The organism is Winogradskyella sp. PC D3.3, assembly GCF_054366245.1.
This window is the reverse complement of sequence record NZ_CM135962.1, coordinates 1,942,945-1,959,736: the sequence shown is the minus strand read 5'-3', so window position 1 is coordinate 1,959,736 and position 16,792 is coordinate 1,942,945. Positions and strand designations below refer to the sequence as shown.

The 16,792-nt window shown below is 33.4% G+C and carries 18 protein-coding genes; 6 read left to right on the top strand and 12 right to left on the bottom strand.

Annotated elements, in window-relative coordinates; translation table 11 throughout:
• Nucleotides 1-10: 10 nt before the first annotated feature.
• Both sucC and ACXGSQ_RS08475 read right to left on the bottom strand, forming a co-directional pair.
• Nucleotides 11-1,201 carry an ADP-forming succinate--CoA ligase subunit beta gene (gene sucC, locus ACXGSQ_RS08480; protein WP_458629177.1) on the bottom strand — a complete coding sequence of 397 codons (1,191 nt, stop codon included), beginning with the start codon at nucleotides 1,199-1,201 and terminating at the stop codon, nucleotides 11-13.
• 139 nt (nucleotides 1,202-1,340) lie between these two features.
• A complete protein-coding gene (locus ACXGSQ_RS08475) occupies nucleotides 1,341-1,997 on the bottom strand; it encodes a hypothetical protein (RefSeq protein WP_458629176.1) in 657 nt (218 codons plus the stop codon).
• Between the two features lie 239 nt (nucleotides 1,998-2,236).
• Here ACXGSQ_RS08475 and lysA point away from each other — a divergent pair, with 239 nt between their 5' ends.
• The 4 genes from lysA (at nucleotide 2,237) to ACXGSQ_RS08455 (ending at nucleotide 5,475) form a co-directional block, all read left to right on the top strand.
• A complete protein-coding gene (lysA, locus tag ACXGSQ_RS08470; protein WP_458629175.1) occupies nucleotides 2,237-3,442 on the top strand; it encodes a diaminopimelate decarboxylase in 1,206 nt (401 codons plus the stop codon).
• A 90-nt stretch (nucleotides 3,443-3,532) separates the two neighbouring features.
• Nucleotides 3,533-4,570 (top strand): AI-2E family transporter, encoded by a 1,038-nt coding sequence (locus tag ACXGSQ_RS08465; protein ID WP_458629174.1) that lies wholly within the window; start codon nucleotides 3,533-3,535, stop codon nucleotides 4,568-4,570.
• Between the two features lie 412 nt (nucleotides 4,571-4,982).
• Nucleotides 4,983-5,243, top strand: a complete 261-nt coding sequence (locus tag ACXGSQ_RS08460) for a hypothetical protein (protein ID WP_458629173.1) — start codon at nucleotides 4,983-4,985, stop codon at nucleotides 5,241-5,243.
• Nucleotides 5,179-5,475, top strand: a complete 297-nt coding sequence (locus ACXGSQ_RS08455) for a hypothetical protein (protein ID WP_458629172.1) — start codon at nucleotides 5,179-5,181, stop codon at nucleotides 5,473-5,475. The genes ACXGSQ_RS08460 and ACXGSQ_RS08455 overlap by 65 nt, the downstream gene beginning before the upstream one ends.
• A gap of 196 nt (nucleotides 5,476-5,671) precedes the next feature.
• Here ACXGSQ_RS08455 and ACXGSQ_RS08450 read toward each other — a convergent pair whose 3' ends face one another.
• The 8 genes from ACXGSQ_RS08450 to ACXGSQ_RS08415 form a co-directional block, all read right to left on the bottom strand.
• Complete coding sequence (locus ACXGSQ_RS08450; protein WP_458629171.1) at nucleotides 5,672-6,259, bottom strand: hypothetical protein; 588 nt, start codon at nucleotides 6,257-6,259, stop codon at nucleotides 5,672-5,674.
• The gene (locus ACXGSQ_RS08445; protein ID WP_458629170.1) at nucleotides 6,252-7,130 is read right to left on the bottom strand and encodes a PPK2 family polyphosphate kinase; all 879 of its coding nucleotides are present in this window, start codon (nucleotides 7,128-7,130) and stop codon (nucleotides 6,252-6,254) included. The genes ACXGSQ_RS08450 and ACXGSQ_RS08445 overlap by 8 nt, the downstream gene beginning before the upstream one ends.
• 12 nt (nucleotides 7,131-7,142) lie before the next feature.
• Nucleotides 7,143-8,306: a sigma-54-dependent transcriptional regulator gene (locus ACXGSQ_RS08440; protein ID WP_458629169.1), complete on the bottom strand. Its 1,164-nt coding sequence runs from the start codon at nucleotides 8,304-8,306 to the stop codon at nucleotides 7,143-7,145.
• A gap of 87 nt (nucleotides 8,307-8,393) precedes the next feature.
• Nucleotides 8,394-9,269, bottom strand: a complete 876-nt coding sequence (locus ACXGSQ_RS08435) for a mechanosensitive ion channel family protein (protein WP_458629168.1) — start codon at nucleotides 9,267-9,269, stop codon at nucleotides 8,394-8,396.
• A gap of 3 nt (nucleotides 9,270-9,272) precedes the next feature.
• Nucleotides 9,273-10,586, bottom strand: a complete 1,314-nt coding sequence (locus ACXGSQ_RS08430; RefSeq protein WP_458629167.1) for an ABC transporter permease — start codon at nucleotides 10,584-10,586, stop codon at nucleotides 9,273-9,275.
• A 2-nt stretch (nucleotides 10,587-10,588) separates the two neighbouring features.
• Nucleotides 10,589-11,515 carry an ABC transporter ATP-binding protein gene (locus ACXGSQ_RS08425; protein ID WP_458629166.1) on the bottom strand — a complete coding sequence of 309 codons (927 nt, stop codon included), beginning with the start codon at nucleotides 11,513-11,515 and terminating at the stop codon, nucleotides 10,589-10,591.
• A gap of 394 nt (nucleotides 11,516-11,909) precedes the next feature.
• Nucleotides 11,910-13,031 (bottom strand): molecular chaperone DnaJ, encoded by a 1,122-nt coding sequence (gene dnaJ / locus ACXGSQ_RS08420; RefSeq protein WP_458629165.1) that lies wholly within the window; start codon nucleotides 13,029-13,031, stop codon nucleotides 11,910-11,912.
• A gap of 51 nt (nucleotides 13,032-13,082) precedes the next feature.
• Nucleotides 13,083-13,640: a nucleotide exchange factor GrpE gene (locus ACXGSQ_RS08415; protein WP_458629164.1), complete on the bottom strand. Its 558-nt coding sequence runs from the start codon at nucleotides 13,638-13,640 to the stop codon at nucleotides 13,083-13,085.
• A 151-nt stretch (nucleotides 13,641-13,791) separates the two neighbouring features.
• On the opposite strand from ACXGSQ_RS08415, the gene ACXGSQ_RS08410 reads away from it, so the two are divergent.
• Complete coding sequence (locus tag ACXGSQ_RS08410) at nucleotides 13,792-14,445, top strand: YceI family protein (protein ID WP_458629163.1); 654 nt, start codon at nucleotides 13,792-13,794, stop codon at nucleotides 14,443-14,445.
• 161 nt (nucleotides 14,446-14,606) lie between these two features.
• Here the strand turns inward: ACXGSQ_RS08410 and ACXGSQ_RS08405 are convergent, their stop codons facing one another.
• Nucleotides 14,607-15,929, bottom strand: a complete 1,323-nt coding sequence (locus tag ACXGSQ_RS08405) for a DUF5723 family protein (RefSeq protein WP_458629162.1) — start codon at nucleotides 15,927-15,929, stop codon at nucleotides 14,607-14,609.
• A 197-nt stretch (nucleotides 15,930-16,126) separates the two neighbouring features.
• A complete protein-coding gene (locus tag ACXGSQ_RS08400; protein WP_458629161.1) occupies nucleotides 16,127-16,312 on the bottom strand; it encodes a hypothetical protein in 186 nt (61 codons plus the stop codon).
• 41 nt (nucleotides 16,313-16,353) lie between these two features.
• Here ACXGSQ_RS08400 and ACXGSQ_RS08395 point away from each other — a divergent pair, with 41 nt between their 5' ends.
• The gene (locus ACXGSQ_RS08395) at nucleotides 16,354-16,740 is read left to right on the top strand and encodes a pyrophosphohydrolase domain-containing protein (RefSeq protein WP_458629160.1); all 387 of its coding nucleotides are present in this window, start codon (nucleotides 16,354-16,356) and stop codon (nucleotides 16,738-16,740) included.
• Nucleotides 16,741-16,792 lie beyond the last annotated feature (52 nt).

Sequence of the window (16,792 nt, the reverse complement as noted above, 5' to 3'; positions counted from 1 at the left end):
CAATATATGCTTATGCTAAAACCTGTTGCACCTTATCAGCTGCTTCTTGGAATTCAGTTGCACTCATAACGTCTAATCCAGAATTATCAATCAATTCTTTTGCGATATCCGCATTTGTTCCTTGTAAACGTACAATGATTGGGACATTAATGTTACCCATGTTTTTGTAAGCATCAATAACACCTTGAGCAACTCTATCACAACGTACAATGCCACCAAAAATGTTAATTAAGATAGCTTTTACAGCAGGATCTTTTAATATAATTTTAAAAGCCGCTTCTACTCTAGCTGCATCAGCAGTACCACCAACATCTAAAAAGTTAGCTGGCTCACCACCTGCTTGCTTAATTAAATCCATAGTTGCCATTGCTAAACCAGCACCATTAACCATACAACCAACGTTTCCGTCTAAATCTACATAGTTTAAACCTAAAGCACCTGCTTCAACTTCAATTGGATTCTCTTCGCGTAAGTCACGTAATTCAGCTAAATCTCTATGTCTGTATAATGCGTTATCATCTAAAGTAACTTTAGCATCAACAGCCATTATTTTACTATCACTAGTTTTTAATACTGGGTTGATTTCAAATAAAGACGCATCCGATTTATCGTAAGCTGTATATAAAGCTGTTACAAATTTTGTCATTTCTTTAAAAGCAGTACCTGATAACCCTAAGTTAAAGGCTATACGACGTGCTTGAAAAGGTAATATACCAGTTGAAGGATCAATCTCTTCGTTATGTATTAATTCTGGTGTTTCTTCAGCAACAGTTTCAATGTCCATTCCACCTTCTGTAGAATATACAATCATATTTTTTCCTGTAGCACGATTTAATAAAACAGACATATAATATTCGTCTGGCTCATTTTCACCTGGATAATAAACATCTTCAGCAACTAAAACTTGATGAACACGTTTTCCTTCTGCAGAAGTTTGAGGTGTTACCAAATCCATTCCTATGATTTGTCCTGCAATTTCTTCAACCTCTTTAAGGTTTTTAGCCAACTTAACGCCTCCACCTTTTCCACGTCCACCTGCATGAACTTGTGCTTTTATAACATGCCAACCTGTATCAGTTTCAGCTGTTAATTGCTTTGCTGCATCAACAGCTTCTTTAGCACTTTGAGCGACAATACCTCTTTGAATACGTACTCCAAAACTGCTTAATAATTCTTTTCCTTGATATTCGTGTAAATTCATTTTTAATCAGAAATTTATTGGTCGTACAAAAGTAAGCATACTAATAGTTTTTACCAATAGTTTTTAAAATTGATTTAACTCTTAACAAGGCAACTCAGGTATGGCAACCGATATCTATTTTTATTTGCGTATAATTCTCTTAATCAATTAAACGCTTTATAGCAGAAAATGCTTTATCAACCAAATAGTCTTCTACCACTATCGTAAATTCATTTGTTGTAGAAACTACTTCATATAAGGTAATATTCTCCCAAGCCAAACGCTTAAATATCTGGTAATACAAGCCAACAATTTTTGAATTCCCTTTGGGTAAATAAATACTAATTGCAGACAGTTTTTCTTGCAATCCAATTTGCGTTTCAGCTTTAAATGCTTTGAGAACGCGTTCTTTTTCTGAAGTTGAAATAATAATATTACTTTCAAACATACCACGTGTAAAAGCATAAAAAATTTGATGATTTTCGCTTATAGTCTCCAAGATTTGAGAATGACTATGAATTAAGGTTTTTGAATTTTGAAAAGTAAAATCACTTAAATTAGAACGGACCGTAATATCTCCTAATTCCGTAAAGGCTTGCTTTAATTTTTTCGAATTTTCAAGATTTAAAGGCTGTTGATAGCGTCGTAAAGCCATCATAATAGCACCATCTTTTACCGGTTTTCGCAACATGGCAGAGATTGGTGCATTCAACTCTTTTGCTAAAGCTGAAAAATTAATAATTTCTCGAGATAAGCCTTCTTCTAAAAAAGGGCTGGCAATTATAATATCTTGAACACAAGAGGCAATGGTTTTCATAAGTTTAAATTTTGATGATTTTAATGAAAACAACTCTAAAATTGAGAACACGTGAAACGACTTCATTCTCGTATTACAAAGTTTTAATAGGATTTAAAAGACGATTTAACTTTTAAATACCTATTTCATTTTGTTAACTATTTAACATTTTGTGTAAAAATAGCTATATTTTTTCATTTTTTATGTTTATAGGATGGATTACATCTATTTTCGCCAGATAATTTTAAGAAAGATAAAGAATGAAAGATAGTACCTTATTACAGATTGCTAAAGACTTTGGGAGTCCGGTTTATGTTTATGACGCTGAAAAAATAGAATCTCAATATAAACGATTAACAAAAGCATTTAGTAAGGTAAAACAGCTAAAGTTGAATTACGCTGTTAAAGCCCTTTCCAACATTTCTGTTTTAAAATTGTTTAATAAGCTAGGATCAGGTATTGATACCGTTTCAATACAAGAAGTCCAATTAGGCTTAAAAGCAGGCTTTAAACCAGAAAATATCATATTTACACCCAATGGTGTCTCTTTAGAAGAAATTGAAAAGGTTGCCAAACTAGGTGTACAAATTAACATCGACAACCTCTCTATTTTAGAACAATTTGGAACGAAGCACCCTAAAGTTCCTGTTTGTATTCGTATAAATCCGCATGTTATGGCTGGTGGAAACACGAACATTTCTGTAGGACATATTGATAGCAAATTTGGAATTTCAATTCATCAAATCCCGTTGTTACTTCGTATTGTAGAAAACACAAAAATGAACATCAATGGTATACACATGCATACAGGTAGTGATATTTTAGATATTGATGTATTCTTATATGCTAGTGAAATTCTGTTTGAAACAGCAAAAAATTTCAAAACACTAAAATTTATTGACTTTGGTTCTGGTTTTAAAGTCCCATACACAACCGGTGATATTGAAACTAATATTGAAGAATTAGGAGACAAGTTATCAAAACGTTTTAATGAATTCTGCAAAGCATACGGCAACGATTTAACCTTAGCCTTTGAGCCTGGTAAATTTTTAGTGAGCGAGGCTGGTGTCTTTTTGGCTAAAGTTAATGTGGTAAAACAAACCACGTCTACGGTTTTTGCTCAGATAGATTCCGGATTTAATCATTTAATAAGACCAATGCTCTATGGATCTCAACACGACATTCTAAATATCTCCAATCCTAAAGGACGCGAGCGTTTTTATTCTGTAGTAGGATATATATGTGAAACAGATACGTTTGCTAATAACAGACGAATTTCTGAAATAAATGAAGGAGATATTTTATGCTTTAAAAATGCAGGCGCTTATTGTTACTCTATGGCTAGCAACTACAACTCGCGATACAGACCTGCAGAAGTATTATGGTATAAAGGAAAAGCACATTTAATTAGAAAACGTGAAACTTTTGATGACATCTTAAATAATCAAGTTGAGATTACCTTATAAATCGACCCAATTGCGTTAACAATTTATTGTTTTAGAGCACGTTTCCATTCCGTTTGCAATTACCTTTGAACTATTGTAAACGCTATCGCTATGAATCAAATTGCTCCTAAAATAATTCGTCAAGTATTTGTTTTACTATTAATCCTACTCATTGGTAGCTTGATTTTTCGTGAAATGTTACCATACTTGAGCGGTGTTTTGGGAGCAATTACTTTTTACATATTACTTCGAAAACTAATGAAACGATTAGTTAATGAATATAATTGGAACCCTACGCTAGCTGCATTAACCTTGATGCTTAGTTCCTTCATTATTATAATGGTACCTCTAACGGGTTTTGGAATTATGCTAGGCAACAAAATTTCGGATGTAGCTAGTAATAGTGAAAAAGTTATTGATGCGTTTAAAGATCAAGTCGGCCAATTAAAATTTAAAACGGGCTTTGACATTAATTCTCAAATTGACACTGAAGCAATTACCACCTGGCTTTCTGAAAGTGTACAAAGTATGGCTGGCAGTACGTTTAACTTACTTGTTGCTTTAGGATTAATGTACTTTATGCTTTATTTTATGCTCACCAATCGCAAGCAATTAAGGCAATCGCTTAAAAACTACATTCCAATGAATAATAAAAATATTTCTAAAATTGGTAGCGAGGTCCAAGCCATGGTCAAATCGAATGCCATTGGAATTCCATTAGTTGCCATAGCCCAAGGAATTATAGCGTTAATTGGTTTTTTAATTTTTGGAGTTGAAGATCCGTTATTTTGGTTTGTCATAGTTACCATTGGTTCCATGATTCCTTTTATTGGTACTTTTGTGGGCATTATTCCTGTCTTTATACTAACCTTATCTAGTGGCCAATCGGCTCAAGCATGGGGCATCTTAATTTATGGTGTGGTCGTTGTCGGTTCTACTGATAATATTATTCGCTTGTATGTGTTGCAAAAGCTCGATGATGTACATCCTTTAGTTACCCTTATAGGTGTTATTGTAGGAGTGCCATTATTTGGATTTATCGGTTTGATTTTTGGCCCCTTACTTATAAGTATTTTTATGGCTTTAGTTAAAATTTATACAGAAGAATATGGTAAGTCTTTAGATAAACCATTGGAAGCGCAGCATTAAATTACAGAATGGCTATTAAGTTATTTCCAACTTTATAACATGATTATAATCAATTTAATTAACTCACCCTTATGAAGTCACAATCATAAACGCCTCATCAAGTCTTCTATTTTTCTATTTTTCTATTTTAGTTTTACTAACAAAGTTTTTATCATTTGCTCAAGGCACAAGATTACTGAGACAACCAGAATTTAAAGGTAATTGCCAAGAAATTGTTGAGCCTATTCGCAGCGAAAACTCGTTAAAGCAATGCGCTTGAGTTGAAGTTAACCGCAGATTAGTAGATAAATTATCATATGCTCGCTTAGGCTATATTTGGGACCCTTTACTGGAGGTCTCAATTTTGTATCTTTTAGCAGGTATTATTTTGCACAACAAGACAAAGAAGGTACTATTATAAATGAACGTTTTAATGAAGGTGGATTATATGGTAGACTCAATGACACGAAGTCTTAGAGCAGGATTAACCAATAAAGTCCCTAATAGAAAACCATTAACACTTCCTACTGGAATTTTAGACCCAAAAATATTATTGATAAATGAACTTGCGGGTTCTGATGGAGCCTTTTTTCCATGGTTTTTTAGACAGCAAAATGTTGGTAAATTAATTGGGATGCCAACTTGGGGAGGCGGGAGGCCTGATAAAATCGTCTACAAATTATGCGCTTATTGATGGTGGAGGTTTAAGCGCACCTGATAACGCGGTATTTCACCCTATAAACAATCATTGGATTGCAGAAAATAAAGGTGTAGCACCAGATATTGAAGTTAGGCCAAATGCCATAGCATTATCCATTGGAACTGATTCTCAACTTGAAAGAGCCGTTAAGGAATTAATGACACAGTTACGTAGTAACCCTAAAGTTAAAACCCCACAATTTCCCCTCCCAGCAACAAGTAATTAATATAAAATAATGACAGGATTAGATATTGTATTAGTATTTGCCGTAATCCTTTTTGCAAGATTAGGAGCGCGACTAGTCTCTAAATATATTAAAATGAAAAAAGAAGATGAAGGCAAAAAAAAGACTAGATTAAAAGTCTCTTTTTTCAACATAAAAACACACAATTGCTTTAAATATAATACTCAATGATTATGGTTTAGTGCTTAATTTTGCCACTAAAATGATTTACGTTTGGACTTATAGGATTCCCTGTAGATCGTCTATAAATTACGAGTTGTCCACAGTGCCAAATCGCATCGGCTAATGGTCCATTAACGAGGTTCCAGAACGAAATTTTATTTTCTCCAAAACTAATTTTGTATTGCGAAATATCGTCAGACGTTCTTAAAATATCTGCAGCAGTTTTTAAGTTTTGCAAAGTTTTAGAACGCAATTCTATATAAGATAATTCTTCTTTTCTATTAGAGTTTGGTTGTTTCAAGGTTGCATTAACAATGATTTTAGACAAACCATAAATATGTTTTATAGTTTCTTCGGACGACCGATTATCTTCATTGGCTCTATAGGCCAAATCCTTAGCCGTTAAACTATCAGTTGCCCAATAAAATCTAAAACCTAAGGCATCAACCATACGTGCTGCCATAGTACCTGCCGTGAATTCCTCTGAATATTTGGGTAACTCATAATATGGAAGATCCGCTTTATTTTGAGCCTCACTATGCAATGAAAACAAAATTGTATAACACAATACGACCTTAAAAACTACGGTATTAAACTTATTCATTTTCAAGTTGATGCTTATAAGAATCTATATTCTCTTTTTGATGTGGTGGTAATTCGGGTTCTCTTATATCAGTGTACGTTTTTAAGGTATCGTAAAGAACTTTTGCAACAATATATCGCGCAGTTGGCTTATCATCCGCTGGTATATTATACCAAGGTGCATGTGCTTTAGACGTTCTGTTTAGCACGTCTTCGTAAAAGATTTGATAGTCGTCCCAACACTTACGCTCATCTAAATCATCTGGTGAAAATTTCCAGTTTTTTTCAGGTTTATTAAGTCGTCTTAACAATCTGTTTTTTTGCTCTTCTTTTGAAATATTTAAAAAGAATTTGAAGACAATTGTACCGTTATCAGCAATATGTTTTTCAAAATTATTGATTTCATTAAATCGTTTATCCCAAAACGCTTCAGTAACATCATCTAAACTATTAACATTTGGCATATTCTCGTACATTAAATACTCGGGATGCACTCTTGTTACTAATACGTTTTCATAATGTGTTCTATTAAAGATACCAAACTTTCCTCTTGCTGGTAAAGCCTTAACATGTCTCCATAGATAATCGTGTTTTAACTCTAACTCTGTAGGTTTTTTAAAACTGTGCGCTACAATTCCTCTAACATTAAATTCTTTAAAAACTTCACGAATCAAACTATCTTTGCCAGCAGTATCCATACCCTGTATACACATTAGTACAGCGTATTTTCCATGAGCGTACATGGTGTTCTGAATATCAGCTAAGTTTTCACTTACAGTTCGCAGTTCGCGTTCTATCTTCTTTTTATTAAGCCCTAGGTCAAATGATGTTGGCAGATCCTTAATCTTAATTTGAGATGAAATCTTAAAGTCTTTTATATTTACATCTTTCATAATTACTACATTTTATTTTGAAGCAAAAGCTTTTACATCACTCTCACTTACTTCATTGCCTCCTAGAATAATAAGACGCTCTACAACATTGCGCAACTCCCTAATATTACCAGTCCAATCATAATTCTGAAGTAATTTAACCGCTTTATCTGAAAATGCTTTTTTAGCAGTTCCGTGCTCATTAGATATCTTTTCAGAAAAATAATTAATTAATAAAGGAATATCATTTCTTCTATCATTTAAAGCAGGAACTTCAATTAAAATAACCGCCAGTCTATGATATAAATCTTCTCTAAATTTACCTTCTTCAATTTCCTTTTTAAGATTTTTGTTGGTTGCAGCAACCACTCTAACATTCACTTTAATGTCCTTGTCACTTCCTACACGCTGAATTCTACTTTCTTGTAACGCACGTAATACCTTAGCTTGCGCAGACAAACTCATATCACCAATTTCATCTAAAAAGATGGTTCCTCCATTAGCCGCTTCAAACTTACCTGCCCTATCTTTTGCTGCAGAGGTAAATGCTCCTTTTACATGACCAAACAATTCACTTTCTATAAGTTCACTGGGAATTGCCGCACAATTCACCTCTATCATTGGGCCTTTAGAGCGTTCGCTTTTTTGGTGTAACCAATGCGCCACGAGTTCTTTTCCAGTTCCATTTGGTCCTGTAATTAAAACACGTGCATCAGTTGGGGCAACCTTGTCAATCATGTCTTTAATACGTTCCACTCCATCACTTTCACCAATCATCTCGTAGTTTTTACTGACTTTTTTCTTAAGCCTTTTATTCTCTACAACGAGTTCTTTTCTGTCTAAAGCAATACGTACCGTATTTAATAATCTATTTAAATCTGGTGGTTTAGAAATATAATCAAAAGCTCCTAAACGCATAGTATTAACAGCCGTATCTAAATCACCATGTCCAGAAATCATAACCATCGGAATTTCAGGTTTTATCTTTTTTACAGCTTCAAGAACTTCAACACCATCCATTTTTGGCATTTTGATATCACAAAGCACCAAGTCATAATCCTCCTTTTTTATTTTTTCAATTCCCACTAAACCATCTTCTGCTTCCTCTACCTGATACGTATCATTCTCTTCAGAAAGAATCTTTAACAATACGCGTCGTATAGCAGCTTCATCTTCAATTACTAATATTTTTGGCATAACTATATTTTAATTTTTTATGATGACTATAACTTTAGCCTTTCAAATTACTTAATAATTTAAAAAGAGAAGAATCATATTCCGCTTTTATTTTTGAATAATGTGTATATCGCGTTGTGGAAATGGAATTGAGATATTATTTTCTCTAAAAAGACGATCGATTTCAAACCGGATTTCACTCTTCGGAAACTGTGCCTTAAAACTATCTACTAATGAAAATGACACCTTAAAATCTAAAGAACTATCTCCAAAATTTGTAAAAATAACAGCAGGCTCTGGCTCTGAAAGGACATTCTTATTTGAACTCGCTGCTTGAAGCAACAACTTTTTTACTAATTGAACATCACTTCCGTAAGCGACACCAACTTCTACATTTTCTCGAGTTGTCGTTCCGTTTTGCGTCCAGTTATACAAACTATTTTCTAAATACAAATGATTAGGAATTATTAAGACCTTATTATCAATGGTTATTGCTCTGGTTGTTCGTAATTTAATTTCCTCTACGCGACCAACTTTACCTTCAATTTCAATGATATCACCCACATGTAACGATTGGTCAATTAATATAAATACACCTGATATAATATCTTGAAATAAGGTTTGTAAAGCTAAACCAATCCCTATTAAAAGCGCTGCAGACGCTGCAAAAACGGCTGTTACATTGACCCCCACACTGTGCAACGTTATTAAGAGTATTACAATATAAACAAGCCATCGAAAATACCCATATACAACACCAAATTTACCTTTATCTTCTTCAGGTACATTTCTAGTGATAATTTTCAAAACTATTCTTAATGCAATAGTTGTAACAAATATAACAGTAATGATAATTAAGATATCAAGTATTGAAATACTAATATCTTGACCTAAACTCACGTGTAACCCTAGGAAATCTTTGACAGTCTTCCAAGCGTCACTTTCTGTTATTTTGTCTTCTATTCCACTTAAATCTTGAGTCATTATTTAGTATTTCAACCATTTAAAAAGTTCTTTGTAAGTTGGTTTTTTACCATACATTAAAATACCAACACGATAAATTTTAGCAGCAAACCATACGGCAAAAATGAATGTTCCTATAAGCAGTAATAACGATAAACCTTGTTGCCATAATGGAACACCAAAAGGAATACGCATTAGCATCACCACTGGAGATGTTAATGGAATAAATGAAAATACTGTTGATACAGTACCATGCGGATCTTCAATCACCGTAAATACACCAACATAAACCGCTAACATTAATGGCATTAAAATGGGCAACATAAATTGCTGTGTATCGGTCTCGTTATCAACAGCTGCACCAATTGCGGCATACAACGAGCTATAAAGCAAATACCCTCCTATAAAGAAGAATAAAAATGCAATAATAAGATTGGTAATTGGCAAGTTACTTATCGCTGTAATTAAGTTCTCTGCCATGGCCTGAGCTCCATCCACTTGCATAGCCTGATTCATCATTTCTTGTTGTGGAGTCTGTACTTGTGTTAAATCTATACCGAAAATGGCAGAAACGATAAACAATAAAACCCCTCCTAAAACAACCCAAATTGCAAATTGTGTAACCCCAGCTAATGAAGTTCCAATAATTTTTCCCATCATTAATTGAATAGGCTTTACAGAAGAAATAATAACCTCAATAATTCTACTCGTTTTTTCCTCAATTACACTACGCATAATCATGTTACCGTAAATTACAATAAACATAAATAACAAATACCCCGCAGCCCCACCGAACGCAAGCTTTACAATATTATCTATTTTAGAACTCTTTTGGCCATCAAAACTCTCTTGTGCGATTTCAATATTTGTCTGTGAAGCCTCAATTTGTGCTAAGGTCACACCGTCTAATTCAAGCTTTTTTTCTTTTAAGCGCTTTTCTACTTGGCGTTCTAATCCTGAGATGACACTTAAAGAAGGAGATTCTTCAGAATAAAATTTGACCTTACCAGAGACATCATCAAGGGAATTGGCTTTACCTATATATAACAAACCATAATCCTCTTTTTCTTTTACCAACGCAATGGCATCATCTAAACTTAATCCGTTAAGATTGGTATAAGTTGTATGCTCTGTATTTTGAAAAACATCTTTTAAGTATCCCGTTTCATCCAAAACTGAAATCGTTCGTTCTTTATCATTATTCAATTGCGATAAATAAGCCACAACTGCAATAAGAGCAATCATTATTAAAGGACTCAAAAACGTCATTATAATAAATGATTTGTTTTTTACTTTAGTAAAATACTCTCGTTTTATAATTAAAGGTAAATGATTCATTATTAGTTATTTTTTACAGTTTGAATAAAAATATCACTAGCTGATGGTATCACTTCTACAAAGTGATGCACCTCTGCTTTTGAGGTTAAAAATGATAGCAAATCATTAGGTGATGTTTGTTCATTTATTTTAATATTCAACTTAATATCATCATTTAAATTTTTGAATGTTGCCGGGAGCACTTCAAATTTATCCTGAATTTCAGAAAACACTTTTTCTTTATTTAAGGTTTCTAATCCCACTTCAAATGTGTTGGTTTTAAACTGACGTTTGATATCGTTTAATTTTCCATCTAAGACCTTATTAGATTTATGAATTAAGGCAATATGATCGCACAATTCCTCAACGGATTCCATTCTATGGGTTGAAAAAATCACCGTAGCTCCTTCATCTCGAAGCTGAAGAATCTCATCTTTTATCAAATTTGCATTTATAGGATCAAAACCAGAAAAAGGTTCATCAAAAATCAACAATTTTGGTTGATGAAGTACGGTTACAATAAACTGAATCTTCTGAGCTTGTCCTTTACTCAATTCTTGAATTTTCTTATTCCACCAGTCTCCAATCTCTAATTTATCGAACCAATATTTCAATCTGGTTTTGGCTTCAGACTTAGTTAACCCTTTTAACTGTGCTAAATACAGACATTGCTCGCCAACTTTCATGGATTTGTACAAACCGCGTTCTTCTGGCAAATAGCCAATATCTCTAATGTGTTCAGGCTTTAGAGGCTGTCCATCTAATAGTACAGAACCTTCGTCTGGCATCGTTATTTGATTTATAATACGGATCAACGTGGTTTTTCCTGCTCCATTTGGACCAAGTAAACCAAAGATGCTACCTTTTGGCACAGCAATAGATACTTGATTTAGTGCTTTAAAACTTCCGAAATTTTTTGAAACGGAATTAGCAACTAATAAGTCATTCATATTAAACTAAATTTTTAGGGTGTGGTTAATATGTAAAGATATTAAATGTTATAGATTCTAAAATAAGAAATGTGATACTATTTATATAATAGGTGTATATTTCTTTACCAGATCGCTAAAGTGCATGCTTATATTAAAATTTATAAAAAAATACCCCTAGTTTTTCGAGTCATTTAGGAAGCATATTATACTGAAATATTTGTTTTAGATGACGTTCGTCCGAATCGAAAATCGACACTAACAAACTACAAAACAAACGATTAAGACCTTAAAAAACAAAACCCACCCTTATGGTTAGACAAGGATGGGAAAAAATTGCTATGAAAAAGAAAAATTACCGCTAATTAGATTAGCGATAAATCAAATATACTAATTTTTATTAAATAGGCACCTATTATGAAAACATATCTTTAACCTTTTCAAAAAAAGATTTATCTGTGCTTTCTGGTTTAGGCTCAAAATGTTCATCTTCCTTCATGCTTTCGAAAAACGTTCTTTGCTTTTTACTTAATGTCTTTGGTGTCCAGACGTTTACATGAACGAGTAAATCTCCTTTACCATAGCCATTAATACTAGGAATACCTTTACCTCTAAGTCTTAATATTTTACCAGACTGAACACCTGGTTCAATTTTTATTCTCACCTTGCCAGTAACGGTGTCTATTTCTTTAGAGTTTCCTAAGACCGCATCTGGTAGACTTACATACATATCGTAATGTAAATTATCCCCTTCACGCTTTAATGTTGGATGCTCTTCTTCTTGGATAGCCACTAATAAATCACCTGCAATACCATTTCCGGGAGCATCGTTACCTTTTCCGGTAACTTTAAGTTGCATACCATCTACAACACCTGCAGGTATTTTAACGGTAACGGTTTCCTCAGAAACTTTTAAACCATGTGCATCTGCATCTGCTGGTTTTTTATCGATAGTTTGACCTGCACCTCCACAAGTTGGACAAGACGAAGCGGTTTGCATTCTACCCAATATCGTATTGGTTACTCGAGTCACTTGACCAGAACCATTACAAGTACTACATGTTTTATAGGTTGTGCCTGGAGCTTGTATTTTACGTTTAACTTTTATTTTCTTTTCAACTCCATTCGCTACATCTTCTAGCGATAAAGTGACACGAATACGCAAGTTACTACCTTTAACCACACGCTGCTGTCTTCCGCCGCCGCCAAAGCCACTAAATCCGCCGCCGCCGCCGAAAGCACCTCCAAAGATATCTCCGAATTGACTGAATATATCATCCATATTCATTCCACCACCGCCGAAGCCTCCATTGCCATCAAAAGCCTGATGCCCAAATTGGTCGTAACGTGCTTTTTTGTCAGCATTACTTAAAACTTCATATGCTTCTGCTGCTTTTTTAAACTTCTCTTCAGCACCTTTATCATCAGGATTTTTATCCGGATGGTATTTTAATGCCATTTTGCGATAGGCCTTTTTTATTTCGGCTTCAGATGCTCCCTTACTTATTCCTAATATCTCGTAATAATCTTCTTTCATCAACTAATTAATTCTTGATTTCGCAAAAATGTGCAAATTCGTATTTCAATATTATTGTCCGATAACCACTTTTGGAAAACGAATAACTTTATCCCCTAATTTATATCCACGTTCAACGACGTCAATAATTTTCCCTTTAAGATCGTCTGTCGGTGCCGGAATCTGAGTTACAGCTTCATGGTTATCCGCATTAAAGGCATCTCCTTGTCTTACTTCTATTTTAGACAAGCCTTTTTGCTCTAAAGTATTGACTAGCTTATTATAGATTAATAACACTCCTTTTCTTAATTCTTCGGCTTCTTTATCATTTTCGATATGTGACAAAGCACGTTCAAAATCATCTAAAATTGGAAGCATTGCTAGTACAACATCCTGATTTGCTGTTTTAAACAATTCGACACGTTCTTTAGAAGTTCGCTTCTTATAGTTTTCAAATTCAGCAAACAAACGCATAAATTTATCTTTCTCAGCAACCAGTTGATCTTGTAACTGTTCTTCTGGTGACTTCATCTCTTCTTGTTGTGCTTCAACATCAGCTTCTGCAGTCGTTGTAGCTTGATCCTCTACTTGTGGATCTTCAACCTTATTGTTTTTATCTTTTTTACTCATTTTGAGTTCCTTTTTTTACTTTCAATTAGATTGGCAAAAGTACTGCCATTCTTATAAAAATGTCAAAATGTCATTAACATTTTTTTATCGTACTTTAAATACCATATTATATATCTTTGTATATTTAAAACTCAAATAAACATATACCAATATGAAGTCAAATTTTTTTAAAATTTTTATGCTAATTGCTGTAGTTTCATTATCAAGTTGTGGCGACAAAGCCAAAGAAGCAGATACTACGCAACCTAAAGATGCTGCAGTCTCCAAATCTAATGCAACACATTACGCTGTAGATTTAGAGAATTCTATGATTGAATGGAAAGGTTTTAAACCAACAGGTAGCCACAATGGCACAATTGCTATAAGTGCTGGAAAATTAAACGTTAGCGATGGTGCCATTAAATACGGAAAGTTCATTATTGATATGAATAGTATTGTGGTTAGCGACATTCCTACCGAAGAAGAAGGAAACGCTAAATTAACCGATCATCTTAAGAGTGACGATTTCTTTAATGTAGGAACTTATCCGAATGCCAAATTTGAAGTTACAGGAATGGAAACTAAAGATGGAAAAACAATGCTTTCTGGTAACTTAACCATAAAAGAAACAACAAATAATATTAGTTTTCCTGTTGTAACAACATTTAATGGAGACACAATGACTGTGACAAGTGATACGTTTACAATAGATCGTTCTAAATGGCATATTAAATATGGTTCAAAATCATTTTTTGATAATTTAGGTGATAAATTCATCAATGATGAGATTGAATTAAAAATCGTTTTAACGAGCAACAAAATTTAAACAAAGCTAAATTTCAATATAAAAAGCAGTCTTTATGGACTGCTTTTTTTTTGCTCTAAAGCTATTTTTAGAAATGCCTTTGTAAATTACCAATCCACACAATAGCGTCAAACACAACAGCACCTCATAGTGGATGCTGATATATTTAAAACCATAGACGTTTATCTATATAATGGAATTCTAAGCCCTAAATACAGATCTGTAGTTTTAGAACTATCTGATAAAAGATTCGTAAAAACAGATCCAGATCCTACAGTTAAAGGTCCAAAACGAAGTCCTCCTCCAAAAGAAACATCTCCATATTGTCTAAAACTTAATGGAGCATAAAAACTAAACCATTTCGTTTCAAATCTAGGTGCAACCGTTGCTGTATTAATAACCGTACTACTCAGTTCTGTACCTTTTTTGACTAAAGACAAATCGGCTTGAGCACTCACATACCATTTTTTTGCTAATCGGTAATCTACAAGTAAATGCAGCGCTGTTGGCAATTTTATTTTCGCGGTTTCATTAGTTTCTACTTTTGAATAATTATTATCTAAAAAATCTTCTACATCATCTTCAGAATTAGAAGTATCTGCTACAGCATTTAAATCGTAGTTACTAACCGTAGCGTTGTCGTAATTAATAGCTCCTATATCTGTAACTGACACTCCCACTTTTAATTTATAAGGTGTTTTATAGGTTGGCAGACTATTATTACTTCGATCAGAATACCATTGATAAGTAAAACCAAGATCTAAACCAAATCCCGCCGTAAGATTACTAAAATCGACATCATCGGCTTCAAAATCTTGACTAGTCCCATAGTTTAGTTGACCTTGAGTTGTTAACATTTCTGTAGACGCATTGTATTGTCCTTGTAATCCTGGACTGCTCATAAAAGCACCACCCGCTCCTTGTAAATATTTCAATGTAACTCCACCTTTTAAGAGATGGTTTGGTTTTTCCATAAGAATTCTACCGTAAGCTAATCCTACTTCCGCCCAAGCGTGAATAGTTCCATTTAAATTCTTTGAGTCAAAATTAAAATCCTCATCAGAATCAAAATCATTTGTTATGGTTTCATAGAGCTCACCGTTAATATTATTAATATTTAAGTTTGACCGCACTCGTGTTACAATACCAATACTACTTCTCTTATTGATATTAAACATAAATGAAGGTCCAAGAACATCGATATTTAAGAAAAAATTGTTAGAATTACTTGTAAATTTCTCGGTGTCATCTTCAAAATCAAAACCGCCATCGGAATTTAAAATATCACTGACATTAATTCCAAAATAATCACTACCACCAAAGACACTAGCCGATAGTAAATTGATATCAGCTCTTAAATTAGAACCGACAATACTCGATGGGTTATAAATAACACCATGTATCCCAGAGTAATTATCAACGGAATGGCCCACATAGCTTTGTCCAAAAGATAAATTTAGAAAGAATAAGAACACTGAAAAGGTTAATAGTTTTGTAAATTTCATAATAGATGTAATTTGAGTAATGGCGAAGTTAAAATTATAATTGACTTTAAAAAATATATTTTCCCTTATAGAGCTCTTAACACCTCAAATATCAATGCATTACACCGCTATCTGATAAGGTCTTTATTTTGATAAAAGTACATTATAAAATAGAATTCAATAAAAAAACACAGCCAATGCGTCTAAAAAACAGGTAATTACATAAAAATAAACTTTATGGCTGCAATCATTCCTATAAATGCAACAAAACCAATAAGCACCCAAATGGTACCCTTATAATGCTTTTTGTGAAGTTGAAGATCTTTACGATACTGATAAGCAATAACAATAACGAAGGCGATAAAAAATAATATTCCAAAAATCAATTGACCAGTACTAAACATCTTCTTATTTTTATGCAAAAATAAGGATTAAAACAACAACTATGCAAGACAAAATTAATGCAGTAAAAGCGTTTCATACAGCTTTCAAAATAGGACATCGCGAAACCCCAAAAGCCGATTTAGGAACCGATAAAAATATGCTGCGTTACAAACTGATGCGCGAAGAAAATGAAGAATATTTAGAAGCCGCAAATAACAATGATTTAGTTGAAGTTGCTGATGCCTTAGGTGATATGCTTTATATTTTATGTGGTACCATTATAGAACATGGTATGCAACATAAGATTGAAGAAGTCTTTGAAGAAATACAACGTAGCAATATGAGTAAATTAGGTGAAGATGGAGAACCGATTTACCGTGACGATGGAAAAGTATTAAAAGGTCCTAACTACTTTAAACCTCATATAAAAGCGATTTTAGAATCATAAAAAAAGCAGCCCATGGGCTGCTTTTTCTTTATAACACTATAATCTTAAATTT

Excerpts from the sequence above, each read along its gene's own strand:
- ACXGSQ_RS08430 (WP_458629167.1), bottom strand. The coding sequence starts at position 10,586 with ATGAATCATTTACCTTTAATTATAAAACGAGAGTATTTTACTAAAGTA.
- ACXGSQ_RS08440 (WP_458629169.1), bottom strand. The coding sequence starts at position 8,306 with ATGCCAAAAATATTAGTAATTGAAGATGAAGCTGCTATACGACGCGTA.
- ACXGSQ_RS08400 (WP_458629161.1), bottom strand. The coding sequence starts at position 16,312 with ATGTTTAGTACTGGTCAATTGATTTTTGGAATATTATTTTTTATCGCC.
- lysA (WP_458629175.1), top strand. The coding sequence starts at position 2,237 with ATGAAAGATAGTACCTTATTACAGATTGCTAAAGACTTTGGGAGTCCG.
- ACXGSQ_RS08465 (WP_458629174.1), top strand. The coding sequence starts at position 3,533 with ATGAATCAAATTGCTCCTAAAATAATTCGTCAAGTATTTGTTTTACTA.
- ACXGSQ_RS08460 (WP_458629173.1), top strand. The coding sequence starts at position 4,983 with ATGAAGGTGGATTATATGGTAGACTCAATGACACGAAGTCTTAGAGCA.
- ACXGSQ_RS08435 (WP_458629168.1), bottom strand. The coding sequence starts at position 9,269 with ATGACTCAAGATTTAAGTGGAATAGAAGACAAAATAACAGAAAGTGAC.
- ACXGSQ_RS08475 (WP_458629176.1), bottom strand. The coding sequence starts at position 1,997 with ATGAAAACCATTGCCTCTTGTGTTCAAGATATTATAATTGCCAGCCCT.
- ACXGSQ_RS08450 (WP_458629171.1), bottom strand. The coding sequence starts at position 6,259 with ATGAATAAGTTTAATACCGTAGTTTTTAAGGTCGTATTGTGTTATACA.
- ACXGSQ_RS08410 (WP_458629163.1), top strand. The coding sequence starts at position 13,792 with ATGAAGTCAAATTTTTTTAAAATTTTTATGCTAATTGCTGTAGTTTCA.
- sucC (WP_458629177.1), bottom strand. The coding sequence starts at position 1,201 with ATGAATTTACACGAATATCAAGGAAAAGAATTATTAAGCAGTTTTGGA.
- ACXGSQ_RS08415 (WP_458629164.1), bottom strand. The coding sequence starts at position 13,640 with ATGAGTAAAAAAGATAAAAACAATAAGGTTGAAGATCCACAAGTAGAG.
- ACXGSQ_RS08425 (WP_458629166.1), bottom strand. The coding sequence starts at position 11,515 with ATGAATGACTTATTAGTTGCTAATTCCGTTTCAAAAAATTTCGGAAGT.
- ACXGSQ_RS08445 (WP_458629170.1), bottom strand. The coding sequence starts at position 7,130 with ATGAAAGATGTAAATATAAAAGACTTTAAGATTTCATCTCAAATTAAG.
- ACXGSQ_RS08395 (WP_458629160.1), top strand. The coding sequence starts at position 16,354 with ATGCAAGACAAAATTAATGCAGTAAAAGCGTTTCATACAGCTTTCAAA.
- dnaJ (WP_458629165.1), bottom strand. The coding sequence starts at position 13,031 with ATGAAAGAAGATTATTACGAGATATTAGGAATAAGTAAGGGAGCATCT.
- ACXGSQ_RS08405 (WP_458629162.1), bottom strand. The coding sequence starts at position 15,929 with ATGAAATTTACAAAACTATTAACCTTTTCAGTGTTCTTATTCTTTCTA.